The sequence below is a fragment of the Bacteroides sp. RTP21281st1_H5_RTP21281_210402 genome (assembly GCF_040918965.1).
Lineage (GTDB): Bacteria > Bacteroidota > Bacteroidia > Bacteroidales > Bacteroidaceae > Bacteroides > Bacteroides congonensis.
In genome coordinates, this window is the sequence record NZ_JBCOWR010000001.1 from 304,767 (window position 1) to 321,836 (window position 17,070).

20 protein-coding genes are annotated in these 17,070 nt (G+C 57.5%); 18 read left to right on the plus strand and 2 right to left on the minus strand.

The annotated features are described in order from the left end of the window. Nucleotides 1–22 precede the first annotated feature (22 nt). Together mobB and mobA are read right to left on the minus strand one after the other, a co-directional pair. Nucleotides 23–1,168: a conjugal transfer protein MobB gene (gene mobB, locus AB5443_RS01245; RefSeq protein WP_004295463.1), complete on the minus strand. Its 1,146-nt coding sequence runs from the start codon at nucleotides 1,166–1,168 to the stop codon at nucleotides 23–25. After that, the gene (gene mobA, locus AB5443_RS01250) at nucleotides 1,162–1,584 is read right to left on the minus strand and encodes a conjugal transfer protein MobA (protein WP_004295462.1); all 423 of its coding nucleotides are present in this window, start codon (nucleotides 1,582–1,584) and stop codon (nucleotides 1,162–1,164) included. Before mobA ends, mobB begins: the two co-directional genes overlap by 7 nt. Nucleotides 1,585–2,287: 703 nt before the next feature. Between mobA and AB5443_RS01255 the strand changes: the two genes are divergently transcribed. From AB5443_RS01255 to AB5443_RS01340, 18 genes are all read left to right on the plus strand, one after another. Next, entirely contained in the window at nucleotides 2,288–3,040 is a 753-nt protein-coding gene (locus tag AB5443_RS01255) for a ParA family protein (protein ID WP_004295460.1), read from the plus strand. A gap of 6 nt (nucleotides 3,041–3,046) precedes the next feature. Next, nucleotides 3,047–3,469 carry a DUF3408 domain-containing protein gene (locus AB5443_RS01260; RefSeq protein ID WP_004319163.1) on the plus strand — a complete coding sequence of 141 codons (423 nt, stop codon included), beginning with the start codon at nucleotides 3,047–3,049 and terminating at the stop codon, nucleotides 3,467–3,469. 41 nt (nucleotides 3,470–3,510) lie between these two features. After that, nucleotides 3,511–3,930: a DUF3408 domain-containing protein gene (locus tag AB5443_RS01265; RefSeq protein WP_004295458.1), complete on the plus strand. Its 420-nt coding sequence runs from the start codon at nucleotides 3,511–3,513 to the stop codon at nucleotides 3,928–3,930. Beyond that, nucleotides 3,927–4,667: a hypothetical protein gene (locus AB5443_RS01270; protein WP_029427932.1), complete on the plus strand. Its 741-nt coding sequence runs from the start codon at nucleotides 3,927–3,929 to the stop codon at nucleotides 4,665–4,667. Before AB5443_RS01265 ends, AB5443_RS01270 begins: the two co-directional genes overlap by 4 nt. A gap of 145 nt (nucleotides 4,668–4,812) precedes the next feature. Next, on the plus strand, nucleotides 4,813–5,115 hold the full coding sequence (locus AB5443_RS01275) for a DUF4134 domain-containing protein (RefSeq protein WP_004303800.1): 303 nt from the start codon (nucleotides 4,813–4,815) through the stop codon (nucleotides 5,113–5,115). A gap of 20 nt (nucleotides 5,116–5,135) precedes the next feature. Further along, nucleotides 5,136–5,462, plus strand: a complete 327-nt coding sequence (locus tag AB5443_RS01280; protein WP_029427933.1) for a DUF4133 domain-containing protein — start codon at nucleotides 5,136–5,138, stop codon at nucleotides 5,460–5,462. Then, nucleotides 5,459–7,954 carry a TraG family conjugative transposon ATPase gene (locus AB5443_RS01285; RefSeq protein ID WP_032568655.1) on the plus strand — a complete coding sequence of 832 codons (2,496 nt, stop codon included), beginning with the start codon at nucleotides 5,459–5,461 and terminating at the stop codon, nucleotides 7,952–7,954. The genes AB5443_RS01280 and AB5443_RS01285 overlap by 4 nt, the downstream gene beginning before the upstream one ends. Before the next feature lie 14 nt (nucleotides 7,955–7,968). Beyond that, a complete protein-coding gene (locus tag AB5443_RS01290) occupies nucleotides 7,969–8,283 on the plus strand; it encodes a hypothetical protein (protein ID WP_004295453.1) in 315 nt (104 codons plus the stop codon). A gap of 35 nt (nucleotides 8,284–8,318) precedes the next feature. After that, nucleotides 8,319–8,939, plus strand: a complete 621-nt coding sequence (locus AB5443_RS01295; protein WP_004295452.1) for a DUF4141 domain-containing protein — start codon at nucleotides 8,319–8,321, stop codon at nucleotides 8,937–8,939. Nucleotides 8,940–8,958: 19 nt separating this feature from the next. Further along, nucleotides 8,959–10,038: a conjugative transposon protein TraJ gene (traJ, locus tag AB5443_RS01300; protein WP_007851775.1), complete on the plus strand. Its 1,080-nt coding sequence runs from the start codon at nucleotides 8,959–8,961 to the stop codon at nucleotides 10,036–10,038. An 11-nt stretch (nucleotides 10,039–10,049) separates the two neighbouring features. Then, a complete protein-coding gene (gene traK / locus AB5443_RS01305; RefSeq protein ID WP_004295450.1) occupies nucleotides 10,050–10,673 on the plus strand; it encodes a conjugative transposon protein TraK in 624 nt (207 codons plus the stop codon). Between the two features lie 4 nt (nucleotides 10,674–10,677). Further along, nucleotides 10,678–10,977 (plus strand): TraL conjugative transposon family protein, encoded by a 300-nt coding sequence (locus AB5443_RS01310; protein WP_004295449.1) that lies wholly within the window; start codon nucleotides 10,678–10,680, stop codon nucleotides 10,975–10,977. Beyond that, on the plus strand, nucleotides 10,952–12,232 hold the full coding sequence (gene traM, locus AB5443_RS01315) for a conjugative transposon protein TraM (RefSeq protein WP_368113061.1): 1,281 nt from the start codon (nucleotides 10,952–10,954) through the stop codon (nucleotides 12,230–12,232). The genes AB5443_RS01310 and traM overlap by 26 nt, the downstream gene beginning before the upstream one ends. A gap of 72 nt (nucleotides 12,233–12,304) precedes the next feature. Beyond that, entirely contained in the window at nucleotides 12,305–13,225 is a 921-nt protein-coding gene (traN, locus tag AB5443_RS01320; RefSeq protein WP_004303795.1) for a conjugative transposon protein TraN, read from the plus strand. A gap of 1 nt (nucleotide 13,226) precedes the next feature. After that, nucleotides 13,227–13,811: a conjugal transfer protein TraO gene (locus AB5443_RS01325; RefSeq protein WP_004319140.1), complete on the plus strand. Its 585-nt coding sequence runs from the start codon at nucleotides 13,227–13,229 to the stop codon at nucleotides 13,809–13,811. A 13-nt stretch (nucleotides 13,812–13,824) separates the two neighbouring features. Beyond that, the gene (locus AB5443_RS01330; protein ID WP_004295445.1) at nucleotides 13,825–14,268 is read left to right on the plus strand and encodes a DUF3872 domain-containing protein; all 444 of its coding nucleotides are present in this window, start codon (nucleotides 13,825–13,827) and stop codon (nucleotides 14,266–14,268) included. 63 nt (nucleotides 14,269–14,331) lie between these two features. Then, a complete protein-coding gene (locus AB5443_RS01335) occupies nucleotides 14,332–16,284 on the plus strand; it encodes a DUF4116 domain-containing protein (protein ID WP_005681342.1) in 1,953 nt (650 codons plus the stop codon). Nucleotides 16,285–16,645: 361 nt separating this feature from the next. Continuing rightward, nucleotides 16,646–17,032: a hypothetical protein gene (locus AB5443_RS01340; RefSeq protein WP_004295441.1), complete on the plus strand. Its 387-nt coding sequence runs from the start codon at nucleotides 16,646–16,648 to the stop codon at nucleotides 17,030–17,032. The last annotated feature ends 38 nt before the right edge of the window (nucleotides 17,033–17,070 follow it).

A 17,070-nucleotide genomic window follows, 5' to 3' on the forward strand; every position in this document is an offset into this window, starting at 1 on the left:
TAAATGAATGATAATTGAGATGTTATACTTTCCTCCGTCGTGAGGTATTCCGCTTCCGTTGCCCGTCCCGTCCGGCAGGCGCTTGTTTCGGGGACAAGCCCCTCGTGTTTTCCCCGGGATTCCGTTTTCCGCCGAAGCGCAGCTCGAAGGCGTTGGCCGAGTATGCCTTTCCCAGCCGTGATCCGTTCACGACCGTCCGTGTTTCGTGGTCAATGAACGTCACACCCACGATGCGGCCGTTTTCGTTGCGTCGTATGTAGAGATCCACCCGGGCTCCCCGCAGGCGTTCGCGCAGTTCTTCCTCCGTGGGTTCTCCCCGAAGCGCTTTATCGACCCGGCCACGGATTTGCCTCCTCGTGTCGTCCTTCCCGAACCGTTCGGCGCTACGCTCCATGTGCCGTTCCAGCCCGTCATACCCGACCTCTTTACCGAACAGTGAGGATTTGAGCGGCGCGGCCACTGCCTTGTCCCCGTTCTCGTCCAGCAGCGTGTAGAGCAATCCCCGGTAGGGGGTTCCGTTCCGCTCTCCCCGGACTTCCTCTATACCTATATTATATAAGGACAGCAATGCCCGGAACTCGCCGAGGGTCTGGAAGCGGTATGTCGCCACGGCCGGTTTTATTACCGCTGCCACCTGGCGTTTCAGGTCGCCCCGCGTGTAATCGGCGGGGACGATCCCTTGCCCTTTCTCCCGCCTTCTCCCTTTGGCGGGATGCAGTCCGTACTCCCGTTCCAGTTCCTCGGTAACGGCCACGCTGCGTTCGTTGCGCCTGCTGTCGTTTATCTTGCGCCCGTCCTGGGCCACCTGCACCGACACGATATGGATATGCTCCCGTCCGATGTCGGTATGCTTGAATACGATATAAGGTTGTCCTCCCCAGCCCATGCGCTCCATGTAGGCCCCGGCTATCTCCGCGAGCTGCCCGTCGTCAAGGCGGTCTTCGGGAGCCGGGTTGAGCGATACGTGCACGACGGGTTTTTCCGTCCGGTAGTGCGAGGGCATCCAGCGCAGGAGGTCTTCTGCCGTCGCGGCCACGTTGAAGCGCCCATCCGCCGGCTCCCTCACTATGTGGGTCAGCAGTACTTTCCCGTCGCCCCGATCGACTTTCTCCTGGTTGTACGCCAGCGCGCCGTACACGTCTTTTCCGGTGGTGATATTGGCTACCATCGCTGTTTGAACTCTTCGGAGAGCGACACGACCTGCTGCCCGACGGCCGCCAGTTCACGTGTCGCTCTCTCCAGTTTATAGAGCAGCGCGAGTGTTTTCTTCTCGGAAAAATGCGCGTGCAGCTCCTTCACCACCTGGTTGTAATTCGTTCCCACGGCACGGAATTGGGCGTGGAAAGCGGTCAGCTTCGCCACGTATTCGAGCGTTCCCCGGTCGGTCTTTACCACCCGGAACGCCTCGTTGAACACTCTCGCTTTGATAAAAGCGGCTTTGGACAATAGCCCGGACTGCTCGTAAAGGTCGAGGAAACGGGCATGTTCCACGGCTGAAAAGTTTACCGAAAAGCGGTAAACGGCCGGGTCGTTTTTCGCGGGTCGTCCCCCTTTGCCCCCTCGGGGCTTTCTGTTCTTTTCCATCGCATCGAAATTTTAAGGAGAGGCCAGAGCCCCACCGGTTCCTGAAAATTCCGATCCCTTCGCGGCCTGCCGCCCTTCTGAAAAGCACCGACTCCGGAGGTGCTTTCTCCCCCTTGCGGGCAAGCTGTTTTCTGCTGCAAAACGAGAATCGTGCAGCAGAAAACACAGCTTGCTATTTGCCCTTTGCAAATACCTTCTGCCCGCTCGCGGACAGAACATTGAAAGAGCCGCCGTAAAACGGGGCAAGGACGGCTTCATTAGCGTCGGGATCGTTCACGAGGCAAAGATACCGACCTATTCAATCACTTGTGCCATAAGCGATTACGCCACTTGCGTCCACTTTGACGCCACACGCGGCCATAGCGGAAAAAGAGCATACAACCCGTGTTTTTAAGGGTTTACTTTGCACGTGAGAACGGATACGGGCAATGACACATCCCCCTGTCCGCACACGTGTGGACGGATGCAGAAAACATCGTGTGCAGAGGAAAAAGCGGGTCTTTGTCCGGATAAGCAAATGCGGTTGCGCATGAGTATAAAATCGGACACGCGCCCATGCACCGGCATACCGGCGTAACAGCCTGCCAGCGCACCAGCATATATGCGTGCCGGCATACCAGCATAAAATCTCATGCCGTCACTTGTCCGGATACGTGAAGAGATGAACGATTACCCGATTGTATAACTAAAAACGCATGGAACAATGAAAGAGAAAACGAAATTCGTGGCCTTCTCCACCCAGAAAGGCGGAGCGGGCAAAACCACCCTCACGGTGCTGGCAGCCTCTTACCTGCACTATGTAAAGGGTTTCAATGTCGCGGTCATCGACTGCGATTATCCCCAACACTCCATCGTGGAGATGCGGGAACGTGACCTGAAGCTTGCCCTCGAAGACGAACATTACAAGAGGTTAGCTTACGAACAATTCACCCGGCTTCAAAAGAAAGCCTATCCTGTCGTGGAAAGCAACACGAAAGAGGCGTTGGCCGATGCCGACTACCTCCTGCCGCAAGGTGATTTCGATTATGTGTTCTTCGACCTTCCCGGTACGATCAATAACGAGGATCTGATTCATTCCCTGGCCGGAATGGATTATCTCGTCGCCCCGATCAGTGCCGACCGGGTTGTCATGGAAAGCACCCTGAATTACGCGGTTGTGGTAAAGGAGCATATCATGGGCCGCGAGAAGTCCCGGATGAAAGGGCTGTATATGCTATGGAACATGGTGGACGGACGTGAAAAGACAGAATTATATCAGGTTTACGAGGCGGTAATGAAAGAGCTGGGTCTTCCTGTTCTGAAGACCTTCCTGCCTGACACCAAGCGTTTTCGTCGTGAGCAGAACGCCAGCCGTCGCTCTGTCTTCCGCTCCACGCTCTTCCCGGCAGACCGTTCTTTGATCCGGGGCAGCAACCTGGATAAACTCGTGGATGAATTGATCGAACTGTTAAAGTAGGATCTTATGAGCGGAAAAGAACATGACGACGGTTTGGACGCTTCCTTCATCATCAGCCAGGCCAAAAGCCGAAACCGGCCATTACATCCTTACACGCCGGAAAAAGAGGAGGAGGCATCGGCTCTATCGGAACCGTCCGGCGAGGCCGCCGCCTCGCCGGCTACGAAAGAGGAGGGACGCCGCCGAAGAGGGAAAGGCCAGGATTACGAGCGTCTTTTTATCCGGAACGCCCCCTCCAATACCCGAAGCGGCAAAACGGTGTATATCCGCAAGGAGTTTCACGAGCGTATAACCCGGATAGTGCAGGTTATCGGTAAGAACGAACTCTCGCTGTATAGCTACCTGGACAATGTGCTGGAGCAGCATTTCGCGACCTATCAGGAGGAAATTTCGGAACTCTACAAGAAACGGAACTCCGATATTTTTTAGTTATGAACCCAATATTTACAACCTATTAAAAACAATCCATCATGTCAGACAAAGCAATTATTTTATCTGTTATCCTGGCGGCCGTCCTTTGCGTCGCCGTGCCCTTCATCTTCCGCGTGTGCCGCTACCGGCGCAGGATGAAAACCCTTATCGTCCCCGACGGCCCTTCGGGGGAGGTCGCCGTGGGGACTGTCCCCACCCCCGAGGCCGAGTACCTGGCCCGTTACATCTGCCTGCTGCGGCTGCCTTTCGCCGGTAACAAGCACGTGAAGATACGTCCGTCGTATCACGAGCGTATCCGCGAGATCACCCGTGTCATCGGTCGTGGCGACGTGACGATCACGGCCTACGTGGACAAGGTTCTCAAGGCGCACCTGGACGATAACCGGGAAACCATCGAGCGGCTTTTCGAGGAGCGTGAGGCCGTGGCCTCCCGGCAACCCAAAGCGGAGGAGCGATGAACGGGGCGTTGTGGCTGCTGCCCCTCTTTGCCGTGGGGTATGCCTTGTGGGCGTTTTTCCGCCTGTGGCGGATGGAACGCAACGAACCGGCAGACGGGATCGTTGCCGAAGACACTCCCTGCCGGCAGGAGATCATCGGCAGGAGCCGCTTTGTCCTCGACCCGCGCCACTCCCGGCCACAAGCTGCCGTAGAATCTGAAACTGAAAAAGTTACGGAAAAAGCCGATATATTTGTGCCCACGAATGTACCCGAACACCCCCGGCAGATTCCGCCGGAAGACCTGGATGAAGTGTTCGGTGTCGCTCCCGAGGGGGAGCCTAACGAACCTCTGGAAATCGACTTTCCGCTGTACGATGAATCTTTCCCGGATGCGGACGCGGAGGAGCCGGATTATGACGAGGATGAAGACGACACCGAAGAGCTGCCCCTTTTGGGCCGCTCGCTTGCCCAGGGGGTTAGTTTTGAACAGATGGGCGAAGCCTACCGCCACGTGGTACATGATCCACCTTCAACAGACGAGCAAAGGGAGGAAACGGGACGTGTCCTCCTGGGCCTGAAACAGACCGACATGTTCGAGGTCATCGTTTCGGGCCGCCCCGACGGGAACGACAGGGTAAAATCCCTGATCGACACCTACCTCTCGGCCTTTCACCGGCGTATGTCCGAGAGGTCTGCGGAAAGCCCATCTCCGCAGGGTTCGGTTCCCACGGGTTTCGACGTCCGTGAGTTTGTTTAACCCCATAATGACATCACGATGAAAGAAAAAGACTACGGGTAGCACGTGAGGCTATCCTCGAACCACTGAAAAAATCCGAATCAAGAAGTTTAACCCGGTGCGGGGCCTATCCATCCCCGCGCCACAATTCAAACATTATCGAGTTATGAGAAAGAACAAGATTCTTCTTCCGGCGGCATTTCTCTTTGCCGCCATCTCCTCCGCTTTCGCGCAGGGCAACGGCATCGCCGGCATTACGGAGGCTACCAACATGGTAACCAGCTACTTCGATCCCGGAACGAAGCTCATCTACGCGATTGGGGCTGTGGTCGGCCTTATCGGCGGGATCAAGGTCTATAACAAGTTTTCGAGCGGCGACCCCGACACGTCGAAGACCGCCGCGAGCTGGTTCGGCGCGTGTATTTTCCTGATTGTCGCCGCGACGATCCTACGCTCTTTCTTCTTGTAGTCCAACCTGTCATGCAAATAATTATGGAATATGGAATCAACAAGGGAATCGGCAAGAGCGTGGAGTTCCGGGGCCTGAAGGCGCAGTACCTCTTCATCTTCGCGGGCGGCCTGCTGGCCGTCTTCGTGGTGTTCGTCATCCTCTACATGGCAGGGGTCGATCAGTGGGTATGTATCGCTTTCGGCGTTGCGGCGGCTTCGGTGCTGGTCTGGCTTACCTTCCGCCTGAACGCCCGTTACGGGGAACACGGGCTGATGAAGCTGTTCGCCGCGCGCCGGCATCCCCGCTACCTGCTCAACCGCAAGTCCCTGCGCCGGTTGCTGAAAAGAAAGGGGGGCCGCGTATGAGAAACATCTTGAAAGCCACCACGCTGGAAAGCAAGTTCCCGCTCCTGGCCGTGGAAGGCGGTTGTATCATCAGCAAGGACGCGGACATAACGGTCGCCTATCGGGTCGAACTCCCGGAGCTGTTCACCGTCACGTCCGCCGAGTACGAGGCGATCCACGCCGCCTGGTGCAAGGCCCTGAAGGTCTTGCCCGAATACAGCGTGGTACACAAGCAGGACTGGTTCATCCGCGAGCGTTACCGCCCGGCCACGGGCGAGGGGGACATGAGTTTCCTCTCCCGCAGTTACGAGCGGCATTTCAACGAGCGTCCGTTCCTGACCCACGCCTGCTTCCTCTACCTGACGAAAACGACGAGGGAGCGTATGCACATGCGTTCAGACTTCTCGACCCTCTGCCGGGGCAACATCATTCCCAAAGAGGTAAACCGGGAATCGGCGACAAAATTCCTGGAGGCGGCGGAACAGTTCGAGCGTATTCTGAACGATTCGGGTTTCCTGACCCTTGTCCGCCTCACGGGGGACGAGATCACGGGTACGGCGGATTGTCCGGGCCTGCTGGAACGGTACTTTTCCCTCTCGCTCTCGGAGACGACTTCTCTTCAGGACATCGAGCTGGGGGCCGAGGTTCTGCGCGTGGGCAACAAACGGGTGTGCCTGCACACGCTCTCGGACACGGAAGACCTGCCGGGGCGCGTGGGTACGGATACCCGTTACGAGCGTCTTTCCACCGACCGTTCGGACTGCCTGCTGTCGTTCGCGGCCCCCGTGGGGCTTCTGCTTTCCTGCGACCACCTTTACAACCAGTACGTGTTCCTGGAAGACAGCGACGAAAACCTGCGTATGTTCGAGAAACGTGCGCGTAACATGCAGTCCCTTTCCCGCTACTCCCGCGGAAACCAGATAAACAAGGAGTGGATCGACCAGTATCTCAACGAGGCGCACTCGTTCGGTCTTCAATCCGTCCGGGCCCATTTCAACGTGCTGGCCTGGTCGGACGACGTGCAGGAGCTCCGGCATATCCGCAATGATGTGGGCAGCCAGCTCGCTCTGATGGAGTGCCGCCCGCGCCACAACACCGTGGACGCCGCCACGCTCTACTGGGCGGGTATGCCGGGCAACGCGGGGGATTTCCCCGCCGAGGAATCGTTCTACACGTTCATCGAGCCCGCAGTCTGTTTCTTCACGGAGGAAACCAACTATAAATCCTCGTCCAGCCCTTTCGGCATCAAGCTGTGCGACCGCGTAAGCGGCAGGCCCCTGCACCTGGACATCTCGGACGAACCGATGAAAAAAGGGATCATTACGAATAGGAATAAATTCGTGTTAGGCGGCTCTGGGTCAGGCAAGTCGTTCTTTATGAATCATTTAGTCCGCCAATACTGGGAGCAGGGCACGCATGTCGTGCTGGTGGATACCGGTAACAGCTACCAGGGTCTTTGCGAGCTGATCCGGCGTAAGACCAAAGGTGAGGACGGCGTGTATTTTACCTATACCGAGGAACATCCCATCAGTTTCAACCCGTTCTACACCGACGACTACTATTTCGACGTGGAGAAGAAGGACAGCATCAAGACGCTGCTGCTGACACTCTGGAAAACCGAGGACGACAAGATCACGAAGACCGAGAGCGGCGAGCTGGGCAGTGCCGTGAACGCCTATATCGAGCGTATCCGCGCCGACCGGAATATCGTGCCGTGTTTTGACAGTTTCTACGAGTACCTGCGGGACGACTACCGCCGCGAGCTGGAGGAGCGGGAGATCCGGGTCAGCCGCGAGGATTTCAACATCGACAACATGCTCATCACCCTGCGGCAATATTACAAGGGCGGACGCTACGACTTCCTTTTGAACTCCCGGGCCAACATCGACCTGCTCTCGAAGCGCTTCGTGGTCTTCGAGGTGGATTCCATCAAGGAAAACAAGGAGCTTTTTCCCGTGGTCACCATTATCATCATGGAGGCTTTCATAAACAAGATGAGACGGCTCAAGGGGGTACGCAAACAGCTCATCGTCGAGGAGGCCTGGAAGGCGCTCTCTACGGCCAATATGGCTGAATATCTGCGTTATATGTATAAAACCGTCCGCAAATACTACGGTGAGGCCATCGTTGTGACGCAGGAGGTCGAGGACATCATTTCCAGCCCGGTGGTCAAGGAGGCGATCATCAACAACTCGGACTGCAAGATCCTGCTCGACCAGCGCAAGTTCATGAACCGTTTCGACGCGATTCAGTCCTTGTTGGGGCTGACCGACAAGGAGAAGGCGCAGATTCTCTCGATCAACCAGTCCAACAACCCTTCCCGTAAATACAAGGAGGTCTGGATCGGTCTGGGCGGCGTTCAGTCGGCGGTCTATGCCACGGAGGTCAGCGTCCCGGAGTACCTGGCCTACACGACCGAGGAAACGGAGAAAGTGGAGGTACAGCGGCTTGCCGGCGAGCTGGGCGGTGATATAGAACTGGCGATCAGGCAGCTCGCCGAGGGCAAACGTTAAAGGGAGGGCAGGCCATGTATCGCAAGTGTATCGGATCAGACCCCACGGCGGCGCGTTTGGACTTCGCGCTGTACGAGGTGGCGGGCGAGTGGGAAAGCCGCTCGGGTTCTCCCCGGGTTCGCATCTACCGCAACCCGGGACGCCGGGGCGGCGGTTTTTACGTGGAGGTGTCCTACAAGGACGGGACACGCTTCTCCCGTCCCGTGAGGAAGTATTGGGGAGGTATCCGTTACTTCGACCTCTACGGGTATGTCGCCCTGGCCTACGATGTGGGGCGCGAGGTGCTCCAGCTCTCCGCCTACGGGGATTATTACCGGGCGTCGGAATGACCGCCCAAGTATTCACGAATTAAATAATGAAAAGGATGAAACGATTGATTTTAACGCTGTTCGTGGGGCTTCTTTGCTTCACGTACCAGGCAAAAGCGCAGTGGACGGTCATCGACCCGTCGAACCTCGTTCAGAACATCAAGAGCGCGGTTCAAAGCTCGACCACGGCGACCAACATGGTCAAGTCGCTGCAAGAGAGTATCAAGATTTATAACCAGAGCAAGGCTTACTACGACGCCCTCAAATCGGTGCATAACATCATCAAGGATGCCCGGAAGGTGAAGCTGACGCTCGAAATGGTCAGCGAGATCACGGAAATCTACACCTCGGGATTCAACCGTATGGTTTCAGACCCGAACTTCACGGTGGACGAGCTGGCGGCGATCTCGGCGGGTTACGCCCGGCTGCTGGAGGAGGGCGGTGCGCTGGTGGCGGAACTCAAGACGGTCATAACCGGCGGCAACGGCCTCTCGCTCTCGGACAAGGAGCGGATGGACGTGGTGGATCAGGTTTACACGAAGATGCTGGAGTACCGCAACCTCACGCGCTATTACACGCGCAAGACCATCTCCGTGTCCTTCATCCGCAGCCGCGAAAAGGGCGACGCGCACCGGGTGCTGGCACTTTACGGGAACCCGAACGACAGATATTGGTAACCTGAAAACGGAGGCAGTCATGGATTTCGACAATTTACACCAGGTTCTCCGGAACCTGTATCAGGAGATGATGCCGCTATGCGGCGACATGATCGGGGTGGCGAAAGGTATCGCCGGCCTGGGTGCGCTCTTTTACGTGGCTTACCGGGTATGGAAGGCACTGGCCAGCGCGGAGCCTATCGACGTGTTCCCGCTCCTGCGGCCTTTCGCCATCGGCTTGTGCGTGATGTTCTTTCCCACCGTGGTTCTGGGGACGATCAACGCTGTGATGTCGCCCGTGGTGCAGGGCACGCACGCCATACTGGAGGGGCAGACATTGGATTTGCAGGCATACCAGCAACAGAAGGACGATTTGGAAGCCGAGGCCCGCAGGCGCGAGGGCAAGGCTTGGTTAGTGGACGACGAGGTGTATGAACAACGGCTTGCGGATATGGGTATCACGGATTTGGGCGAGATTATCAGCATGTGGGCCGAACGCACGTGGTACGACATCAAGGCCGGTTTCCGGCAGCTTGTCCGGGACTTCTTCGAGTTGTTGTTCAACGCCGCGGGGCTTACCATCGACACGCTGCGGACATTCTTTTTAGTCGTGCTGTCGATTCTGGGGCCCTTGTCGTTCGCCCTCTCCATTTACGACGGCTTCCACTCGACGCTCGCGAGTTGGATTTCCCGCTATATCAGCGTGTACCTTTGGCTTCCCATCGCCGACCTGTTCTCCGCGGTGCTGGCCAAGATCCAGACGTTGATGCTCCAGGCGGACGTCCTGGCCCTGCAAGACCCCAACTACATTCCCGACAGCGGCAGCGGTGTCTATATTATCTTTTTGATTATAGGTATCATAGGCTATTTCACGATCCCCACCGTTGCCGAGTGGGTGATCCAGTCGGGCGGAGCCGGCGGGGCTATGGGCGGTATCAACAAGGCCGGGGCATTCGCCACGGGTGTCGCTGGCGGTATCGCCGGCAACATGATCGGCCGCACGTTCGGGCGTCGCGGCGGTGGCGGTTCCTCCTCCGGTAACGGCGGCGGTGGCCCGGCTTCGGGCAGTGCCCCCAACGGGCGCAACCTGGCAACACAAGGTAACAATAATCATTCATAACAATTTGGACAATGGAATTCAAGTCATTAAAAAACATCGAAACAAGTTTCAGGCAGATTCGGCTTTTCGGTATCGTGTTCCTCTGCCTGTGCGCGCTGGTATCCGTGTTCAGCGTGGTCGCGAGCTTCCGTTTCGCCGAAAAGCAGCGCGAGAAGATCTACGTCCTGGACGGGGGCAAGTCGCTGATGCTGGCGCTATCGCAGGATTTGAGCCAGAACCGCCCCGTGGAGGCGCGCGAACATATCCGGCGTTTTCACGAGTTGTTCTTTACCCTCTCGCCCGACCGTGCGGCCATCGAGAGCAACATCAACCGCGCGCTGTTCCTGGTCGATAAGAGCGCCTTCGCCTATTACCAGGACATGCAGGAGAAAGGTTACTACAACCGTGTGGTGTCGGGGAACATCAGCCAGCGTATCGAGGTGGACTCCGTGGTGTGCGACTTCAACGCCTATCCCTACCGGGCCATGACCTATGCCCGGCAAATGATTGTCCGCGAGAGCAACATCACCGAGCGTTCGCTGGTCACGCGCTGCGAGCTGATCAACTCGGGGCGTTCGGACAATAACCCGCAGGGTTTCATCATGGAGAAATTCGAGATTCTGGAGAACCGCGATTTACGTACATTAAAAAGATAAGGCTATGGCAAAGAAGAGAATAAAGGCTTTCGGGGAGTGGGTCGAAGACCACCTGCGCCGCGCTTGCGGGGCACTCTCGCCCGATAAGCGGATTATCGTGATCCTCACGCTGCTCTTGTTCTTTTCCGTCTTGTCGCTCTACTTTACCGTGTCTTCCATCTACCGCTTCGGCAAGGGAGCCGGGGAACGGATGCAGATACGGCATATCGAGCGGCTGGAACTGGAATTAAGACAACGGCAGGAGGCCGACAGTGTAAAACATCTAAAAGATTTCAATTATGACGACGAACGAAAAACAGAATAAACAGCCGGAGGCGGGGAAAAAGGAACTCACGCCCCGGCAGATACAGATGCGGAAGAAGATGGTGGTCTTCCCGCTCTTTTTCCTGGCCTTTGCCGGGTGCATGTGGCTGATCTTCTCCCCCGGCGAAAAAGAACGGGAGGAGCCTTCGGAGGGTTTCAACACGGAGCTGCCGACCCCGGAATCGGAGGGTATCCTCTCGGACAAGCGTGATGCCTACGTGCAGGAGGAGATGCGGCGCAGGGAGCGGGAAAAGATGCGCTCCTTGCAGGATTTCGCGTTCGGGATGGAGGACGAGGAGGAAGAGCCCGTCATGCCCGCTGCCGTGCCGGATAAGTCTTCCGGCCCTGCCGGCGGTTCGTCGGGAGCTTTCCGGACTTCCCGTGCCGCCTATGCCGACATCAACCGCCAGTTAGGCAGTTTCTACGAGGACACCGCCGGTGAAACGGGGGAAGAGCGCGAGATGCAGGCCCGCATCGAGGAACTGGAACGCCGCCTGGAAGAACAGCAGGCGCAGAAAACGGCCCAGGAGGAGCAGGTGGCGCTGCTGGAGAAGTCCTACGAGATCGCCGCCCGCTACATGAATGGCGGTCAGGCCCCTGAAGCCCCGCGTCAGAAAGCCTCCGTTTCCGGCAAGGCTTCCGTGCAGCCCGTGCGCCAGGTGCGCCGTAACATCGTGTCGCTGCTCGCCGCCCCGCTGCCCGATTCGGTCTTCGCCCGTGAGTTCGTCAAGCCCCGGAACTGGGGTTTCAACACGGTGGGGAGCGACCTTCGCGAGCCCGAGCGCAACAGTATCCGCGCCGCCGTGCAGCAAACCGTGACGCTCACCGATGGCGGGGAGGTTACTTTCCGGCTGCTGGAACCGATGATGGCGGGAGATCTGCTCATCCCCTCGGGTACGCCCGTAACGGGGGCGGCGAGGATCAACGGCGAACGGCTGACGGTCAAGGTCAGCGCTGTCCAGCACGGCGGGGCGGTCGTTCCGGTCGATCTGTCGGTCTATGACACGAACGGCAACGAGGGTATTCCCGTGCCGGGGTCGGAAGAACTCAATGCCGTGAAGGAGATCGCCGCCAATATGGGCGCGGGCATGGGCAGCAGTATCACGATCACGGACGATGCCGGTTCGCAACTGCTCTCCGACCTGGGGCGCAGCGCCATCCAGGGCGTGTCGCAATACGTGAGCAAGAAGATGCGCTCGGTCAAGGTCACGCTCAAGGCCGGTTACAGCGTCCTGCTGCTCCCGCCCCTTCAATAAGGGTACAAACGACGTACTTCCGTACACCACTGAAAAAATCCATTTTTATCAACAATCAAAAAATTATCGAGTATGAAAAAGATTCTTCTGGCACTCGCTTTTATCGGGTGCATGTTCGCTGCCCACGCGCAGGAAAAGCCCTCCACGGGCGATTTGTACGACGGTCTTACCCGTCCGCTGACTTTCAACCGGGTTATCCCGCCCTACGCGCTGGAGGTGACGTTCAGCAAGACCGTGCATGTGATTTTCCCCTCGGCCATCCGTTACGTCGATCTGGGGTCTTCGGATCTTCTGGCGGCGAAAGCCGATGGCACGGAAAACGTGCTGCGTGTAAAGGCGGCCCTGCGTGATTTCTCGCGCGAGAGCAACCTTTCGGTCATTACCGAGGACGGGGCCTATTACAGCTTCAATGTCAAGTATGCCGACGAGCCGGTGAAACTGTCGGTCGAGATGGCGGACTTCCTGCATGACGGGGAGGCGGTAAACCGCCCCAATAACGCGCTGGACATCTATTTGCAGGAGTTGGGATGCGAATCTCCGCTGCTGGTCAAACTGATCATGCAGTCCATTTACAAGAATGACCGCCGCGAGATCAAGCATATCGGTTGCAAGCGTTTCGGGGTACAATACCTCCTCAAAGGTATCTACGTGCATAACGACCTGCTTTATTTCCACCTCCAACTGAAAAACTCCTCCAACGTGCCTTTCAACGTGGACTACCTGACGTTCAAGATTACGGACAAGAAGGTGGCCAAACGCACGGCCATCCAGGAGCAGGTCGTATGGCCCGTGCGTGCGTACAACAACGTGCAGGTCATCGGCGGCAAGCGTACCGAGCGCATGGTCTTCACGCTCCCGAAGTTCACGCTGGCCGACGACAAGCAGCTGGTCGTGGAACTGCACGAGCAGCAGGGCGGGCGACACCAGACTTTCACGGTGGAGAATGCCGACCTGGTGCGCGCACGTGTTATCAACGAGTTAAAGGTAAAGTGATATGAAACGGGCGATATTCATTCTCACGCTGGGGTTATGCCTCCTCCTTTCGGACGGGGCGCACGCCCAGCGTGCCCTGCCCGCCATGCGCGGGCTGGAAATACGGGGAGGCATGGCCGACGGCTTCTATACCCGGGACAGCCGCAGCGAAACGGGCTACTGGTTCGGGCTGGCCATGAGCCGCTACGCGAAGAATGCCGACAAGTGGGTGTTCGGCGCGGAGTTCCTGAACCGTTATTACCCCTACAAGTCGGAACGTATCCCGGTGGCGCAGTTCACGGCCGAGGGAGGTTACTATTACAAGTTCCTCGCCGACCCGTCCAGGACTTTTTTCTTCTACCTCGGCGGCTCGGCGCTGGCCGGTTACGAGAGTGTGAACCGGGGCGAAAGGCGGCTCTATGACGGCTCTACGCTCCGCCACCGCGACCGTTTCCTCTATGGCGGGGCCGTCACGCTGGAGGTCGATGCGTACCTGACCGACAGGATTATCCTCTCGCTGACGGGGCGTGAGCGTATCCTATGGGGCACTACAACGGGACATTTCCACGCGCAGTTCGGCCTGGGCGTGAAATTCATAATCCATTAAACTTGCAAGCGACATGAAAAAGATGAAAAAGATATTGGCCCTGGCGGTCTGGATCGCCGCCCTGGGTCTTTTATGCGCATCCTGCGACAACGGGCTGGATATACAGCAGGCGTACACGTTCTCTCTGGAAACGATGCCCGTTCAGAAGCGAATCTCCGTTGGTGAAACCGCTGAAATCCGCTGCACGCTCGTGCGGGAGGGGAGATATGACGGCGCACGTTACACGATCCGCTATTTCCAGCCCGACGGGCGCGGTGAGTTGAGGATGGACGACGGTACGGTGTTCCTGCCCAACGACCGCTATCCGCTCGACCGTGAGGTGTTCCGCCTCTATTACACATCGCGCAGCGATGACCAGCAGACCATCGACGTCTATGTCGAGGACAACACGGGTCAGGTCGTGAAGACCTCCTTCACGTTCCAGAGCGAGAACGGGACGGAGGAAACGGAACGATAACGGAATATGTCTAACCAAGAGAAGCGCCCGTCACCCGGGCGCTTTCCATAAATACTGAAAACCATGACAGAGCAAGAGAGAATAGATATAGCCTATCTCGATACGGGGGTGTACGAGAACCCGTGGCGTGAGAACCTTTTCGAGACGCTGCCCGAGGATCGGAAAACGGCGGAGGTCTGCCGTTTCGCCATCAAGAAATCGGCTTTCAACATCGAGTTCGTTCCCGAAGCGATGAAAACGCCGGAACTTTGTCTTGCCGCGGCCGGCTACCGGGGCGAAACACTGAAATTCGTCCCTGACCGTCTGAAGACACCGAAAATGTGCCGTGCCGCCGTCGATAGCAACAGCTACGCGCTGTATTACGTTCCGGAGGGGTTGAAGACCCCCGAACTGTGCATGGCGGCCGTGAAGCGCAACGGCCTGGTGCTGGAGGCCGTTCCCGGGGAATTGAGGACGCCGCAAATATGCCGTGCGGCGTTGAAAGCGGTGGACAGTGCCGATTACAAGATACTCCCTTACATTCCGTATCCCGATATATGCCTGGAAGGGCTGAAAAAATTCGGGATGTCGTTCGTGGACAAGTTCGAGATTTTCGCCTCCATTGCCCCGGAGGTCATGACCGGGGAGCTGGCCCTTCACGGCGTGGGGATGGACGCGTCCTGCCTTTCGCTCGTGCCGGTGGAACTGCGCACGGAGGCAGTCTGCCTGCGTGCCGTCAGTGGGGACGGCATCCTGCTCCATGAAGTGCCGGAGGAATTACGCACGGAACGGGTCTGCGAGGCTGCCGTGTCCTCGAACTACCTGGCACTGGAGTACGTTCCGAAGCATCTGAAAACCGACCGTCTGTGCGAGATAGCGCTGGAGCGCGATCCCCTGGCCATCCGCTTTTTCAACCCCGAACAGCTCACGCCGGAGGTCTGCAACCGGGCGTTGGCCCGTGCCGACGACCTGCGTGTCCTCCGCTATATCCCTTTCGAGGATATACACATGAAGGCGTTGGGGTTCTATTGCACGAATTACGAGAAGACCTTCGATTTTTTGCAGCACATGAACCCGGCACACGTCACGCCGAAAGTGGCCCGGGAAATTTTCGCCCTGGAGCCGGAGCTGTTCTACAACCTTCCCGACCACGCCAAGAACGAGGAGATGTGCCGCCGGGCCGTCGGGCACGACGGGAGCTACCTGCAATATGTCCCCGAGAAGTGGAAAACGCCGGAGTTGTGCATGGAGGCCATACGGCGCAGTCCCTATGCCATCGCCCACCTGCCCGAGAGCATGAAAAGCCCGGATCTATACATGAGCCTGGTGCGGGAGAACCCGCAAAACCTGAAAGGCGTCCCCCGCGAAGCCCGGACGCCGGAGATGAGCCGGGAGGCTTTCGAGCGTACCTACGGGAAGGACAAAACCGATTTCTCGGTTATCAGCGCGTTGAGCGACCCCGCCCTGGTCTTGCAGGTGTTCCGCGAGCAGGACGACCCGCAGAAGATACACCGGTTGATGAGTGTCCTGCACCTGAACCGCCGGCTTGTAACGGAGGAGGTGGCGTTGGAGGCCGTTCGCAAGGATGCGGGGGTGCTGTATGACATTCCCCAGACGGCCATCACGCCGCTCGTGGCCGATACGGCCGTGCGGGGCGACCCGAGGATGATCCAGTGGGTTCCGAGGGAGCTTCGCACGGCGGATCTGTGCCTCTATGCCGAGGCCGCCCATCCAGAGTTGCGGGTTTACGTTCCCGACGAGATAGCGAAGGGACGTAATATCTATTCGTTCCACCGTCAGGTGGACGCGAAATTGCGGCAGCCGCTCGAATACGAACAATACAAGACCCTCTACTCGGGCGGCGCGGTGCGTGTGAACAACGTGTGGACGTCGGTTGCGGGTGAGATTGATTGCTGCGAGGTGCGTTACGACCGTAAGACGGAGAAACTCAAACTGCGGATCGTCGAACCGCCCAGGGAGAAGAAGGCGCAGCCGAAGGTCGCGCCCCGCAAACCCGCCCGGGGGCCGAAATTGTAGGACGGCGGGTAGTTCTTTGGCAGGAAGGTTGTTAAAAATCGCACGTGTTGTCGCCGATACCCGGATGAAATCGTTATATTTGCAATCGAATCCTCCGGCGGCGTGCCGCCGGGCGATTTACATACGGAAGGAACACATTATGGTGGGGCATTGAAAACAGCCAAATTTTAATCCGCTCGCAAAATAATGGGTAGTTCTCTTCTTTATCGTCGTGTCTATATGCGTCAAGCGTATGCGATAGCGGCGTGGGGAGAAATTATCTATCGAGTGGATGGGTGCTTGGCTGTACCTCAATGCCGGTATTTAACGTATTCTCACGCCTTTTTCGTATGGTATTTGTCTGAACCTAAAGAAAAGCGATATGGAAACGAAATCGACAAATGAGGTAAAGGGTGATTACGACCGGGTATCGGCGAGTGAATGCCTGGGGTCGCTAATCGAGTTGCACGGGATTGTTATGGAAGACGATCTGTTCGTCATTCCCGATGCGGATGGCACGGCAGTATTATACAATGACGGGAAGATACGTTTTGACGAGATCGCCGACATCGAGGTCGGCTCGGTGTTCGTGGGCATCCTGCTCCGCAACGGCTATCTGTTCTACCTTTCCCGTACCGAACCGCTCAAGACGTGCATATACACGCATGGCGGGTGGGGTTCAATCTCTGAAATTTCTCCCCGTGGCATTGCCGGACATATCGGGCGTGAACTGCACGGGAAGCTGGGCGACCATACGGCGGTCGATTGACGGGAAACAAAAAAATCGGACGGTTGTTTGTACTGCAC

What these genes read in the sequence shown, in the direction of transcription:
- traK (WP_004295450.1), top strand. Translation starts at nt 10,050, where the DNA reads ATGGAATTCAAGTCATTAAAAAACATCGAAACAAGTTTCAGGCAGATT.
- AB5443_RS01255 (WP_004295460.1), top strand. Translation starts at nt 2,288, where the DNA reads ATGAAAGAGAAAACGAAATTCGTGGCCTTCTCCACCCAGAAAGGCGGA.
- traM (WP_368113061.1), top strand. Translation starts at nt 10,952, where the DNA reads ATGACGACGAACGAAAAACAGAATAAACAGCCGGAGGCGGGGAAAAAG.
- AB5443_RS01275 (WP_004303800.1), top strand. Translation starts at nt 4,813, where the DNA reads ATGAGAAAGAACAAGATTCTTCTTCCGGCGGCATTTCTCTTTGCCGCC.
- mobA (WP_004295462.1), bottom strand. Translation starts at nt 1,584, where the DNA reads ATGGAAAAGAACAGAAAGCCCCGAGGGGGCAAAGGGGGACGACCCGCG.
- mobB (WP_004295463.1), bottom strand. Translation starts at nt 1,168, where the DNA reads ATGGTAGCCAATATCACCACCGGAAAAGACGTGTACGGCGCGCTGGCG.
- AB5443_RS01270 (WP_029427932.1), top strand. Translation starts at nt 3,927, where the DNA reads ATGAACGGGGCGTTGTGGCTGCTGCCCCTCTTTGCCGTGGGGTATGCC.
- AB5443_RS01325 (WP_004319140.1), top strand. Translation starts at nt 13,227, where the DNA reads ATGAAACGGGCGATATTCATTCTCACGCTGGGGTTATGCCTCCTCCTT.
- traJ (WP_007851775.1), top strand. Translation starts at nt 8,959, where the DNA reads ATGGATTTCGACAATTTACACCAGGTTCTCCGGAACCTGTATCAGGAG.
- AB5443_RS01265 (WP_004295458.1), top strand. Translation starts at nt 3,511, where the DNA reads ATGTCAGACAAAGCAATTATTTTATCTGTTATCCTGGCGGCCGTCCTT.
- AB5443_RS01285 (WP_032568655.1), top strand. Translation starts at nt 5,459, where the DNA reads ATGAGAAACATCTTGAAAGCCACCACGCTGGAAAGCAAGTTCCCGCTC.
- AB5443_RS01335 (WP_005681342.1), top strand. Translation starts at nt 14,332, where the DNA reads ATGACAGAGCAAGAGAGAATAGATATAGCCTATCTCGATACGGGGGTG.
- AB5443_RS01330 (WP_004295445.1), top strand. Translation starts at nt 13,825, where the DNA reads ATGAAAAAGATGAAAAAGATATTGGCCCTGGCGGTCTGGATCGCCGCC.
- AB5443_RS01260 (WP_004319163.1), top strand. Translation starts at nt 3,047, where the DNA reads ATGAGCGGAAAAGAACATGACGACGGTTTGGACGCTTCCTTCATCATC.
- AB5443_RS01295 (WP_004295452.1), top strand. Translation starts at nt 8,319, where the DNA reads ATGAAACGATTGATTTTAACGCTGTTCGTGGGGCTTCTTTGCTTCACG.
- AB5443_RS01340 (WP_004295441.1), top strand. Translation starts at nt 16,646, where the DNA reads ATGGAAACGAAATCGACAAATGAGGTAAAGGGTGATTACGACCGGGTA.
- AB5443_RS01310 (WP_004295449.1), top strand. Translation starts at nt 10,678, where the DNA reads ATGGCAAAGAAGAGAATAAAGGCTTTCGGGGAGTGGGTCGAAGACCAC.
- AB5443_RS01290 (WP_004295453.1), top strand. Translation starts at nt 7,969, where the DNA reads ATGTATCGCAAGTGTATCGGATCAGACCCCACGGCGGCGCGTTTGGAC.
- traN (WP_004303795.1), top strand. Translation starts at nt 12,305, where the DNA reads ATGAAAAAGATTCTTCTGGCACTCGCTTTTATCGGGTGCATGTTCGCT.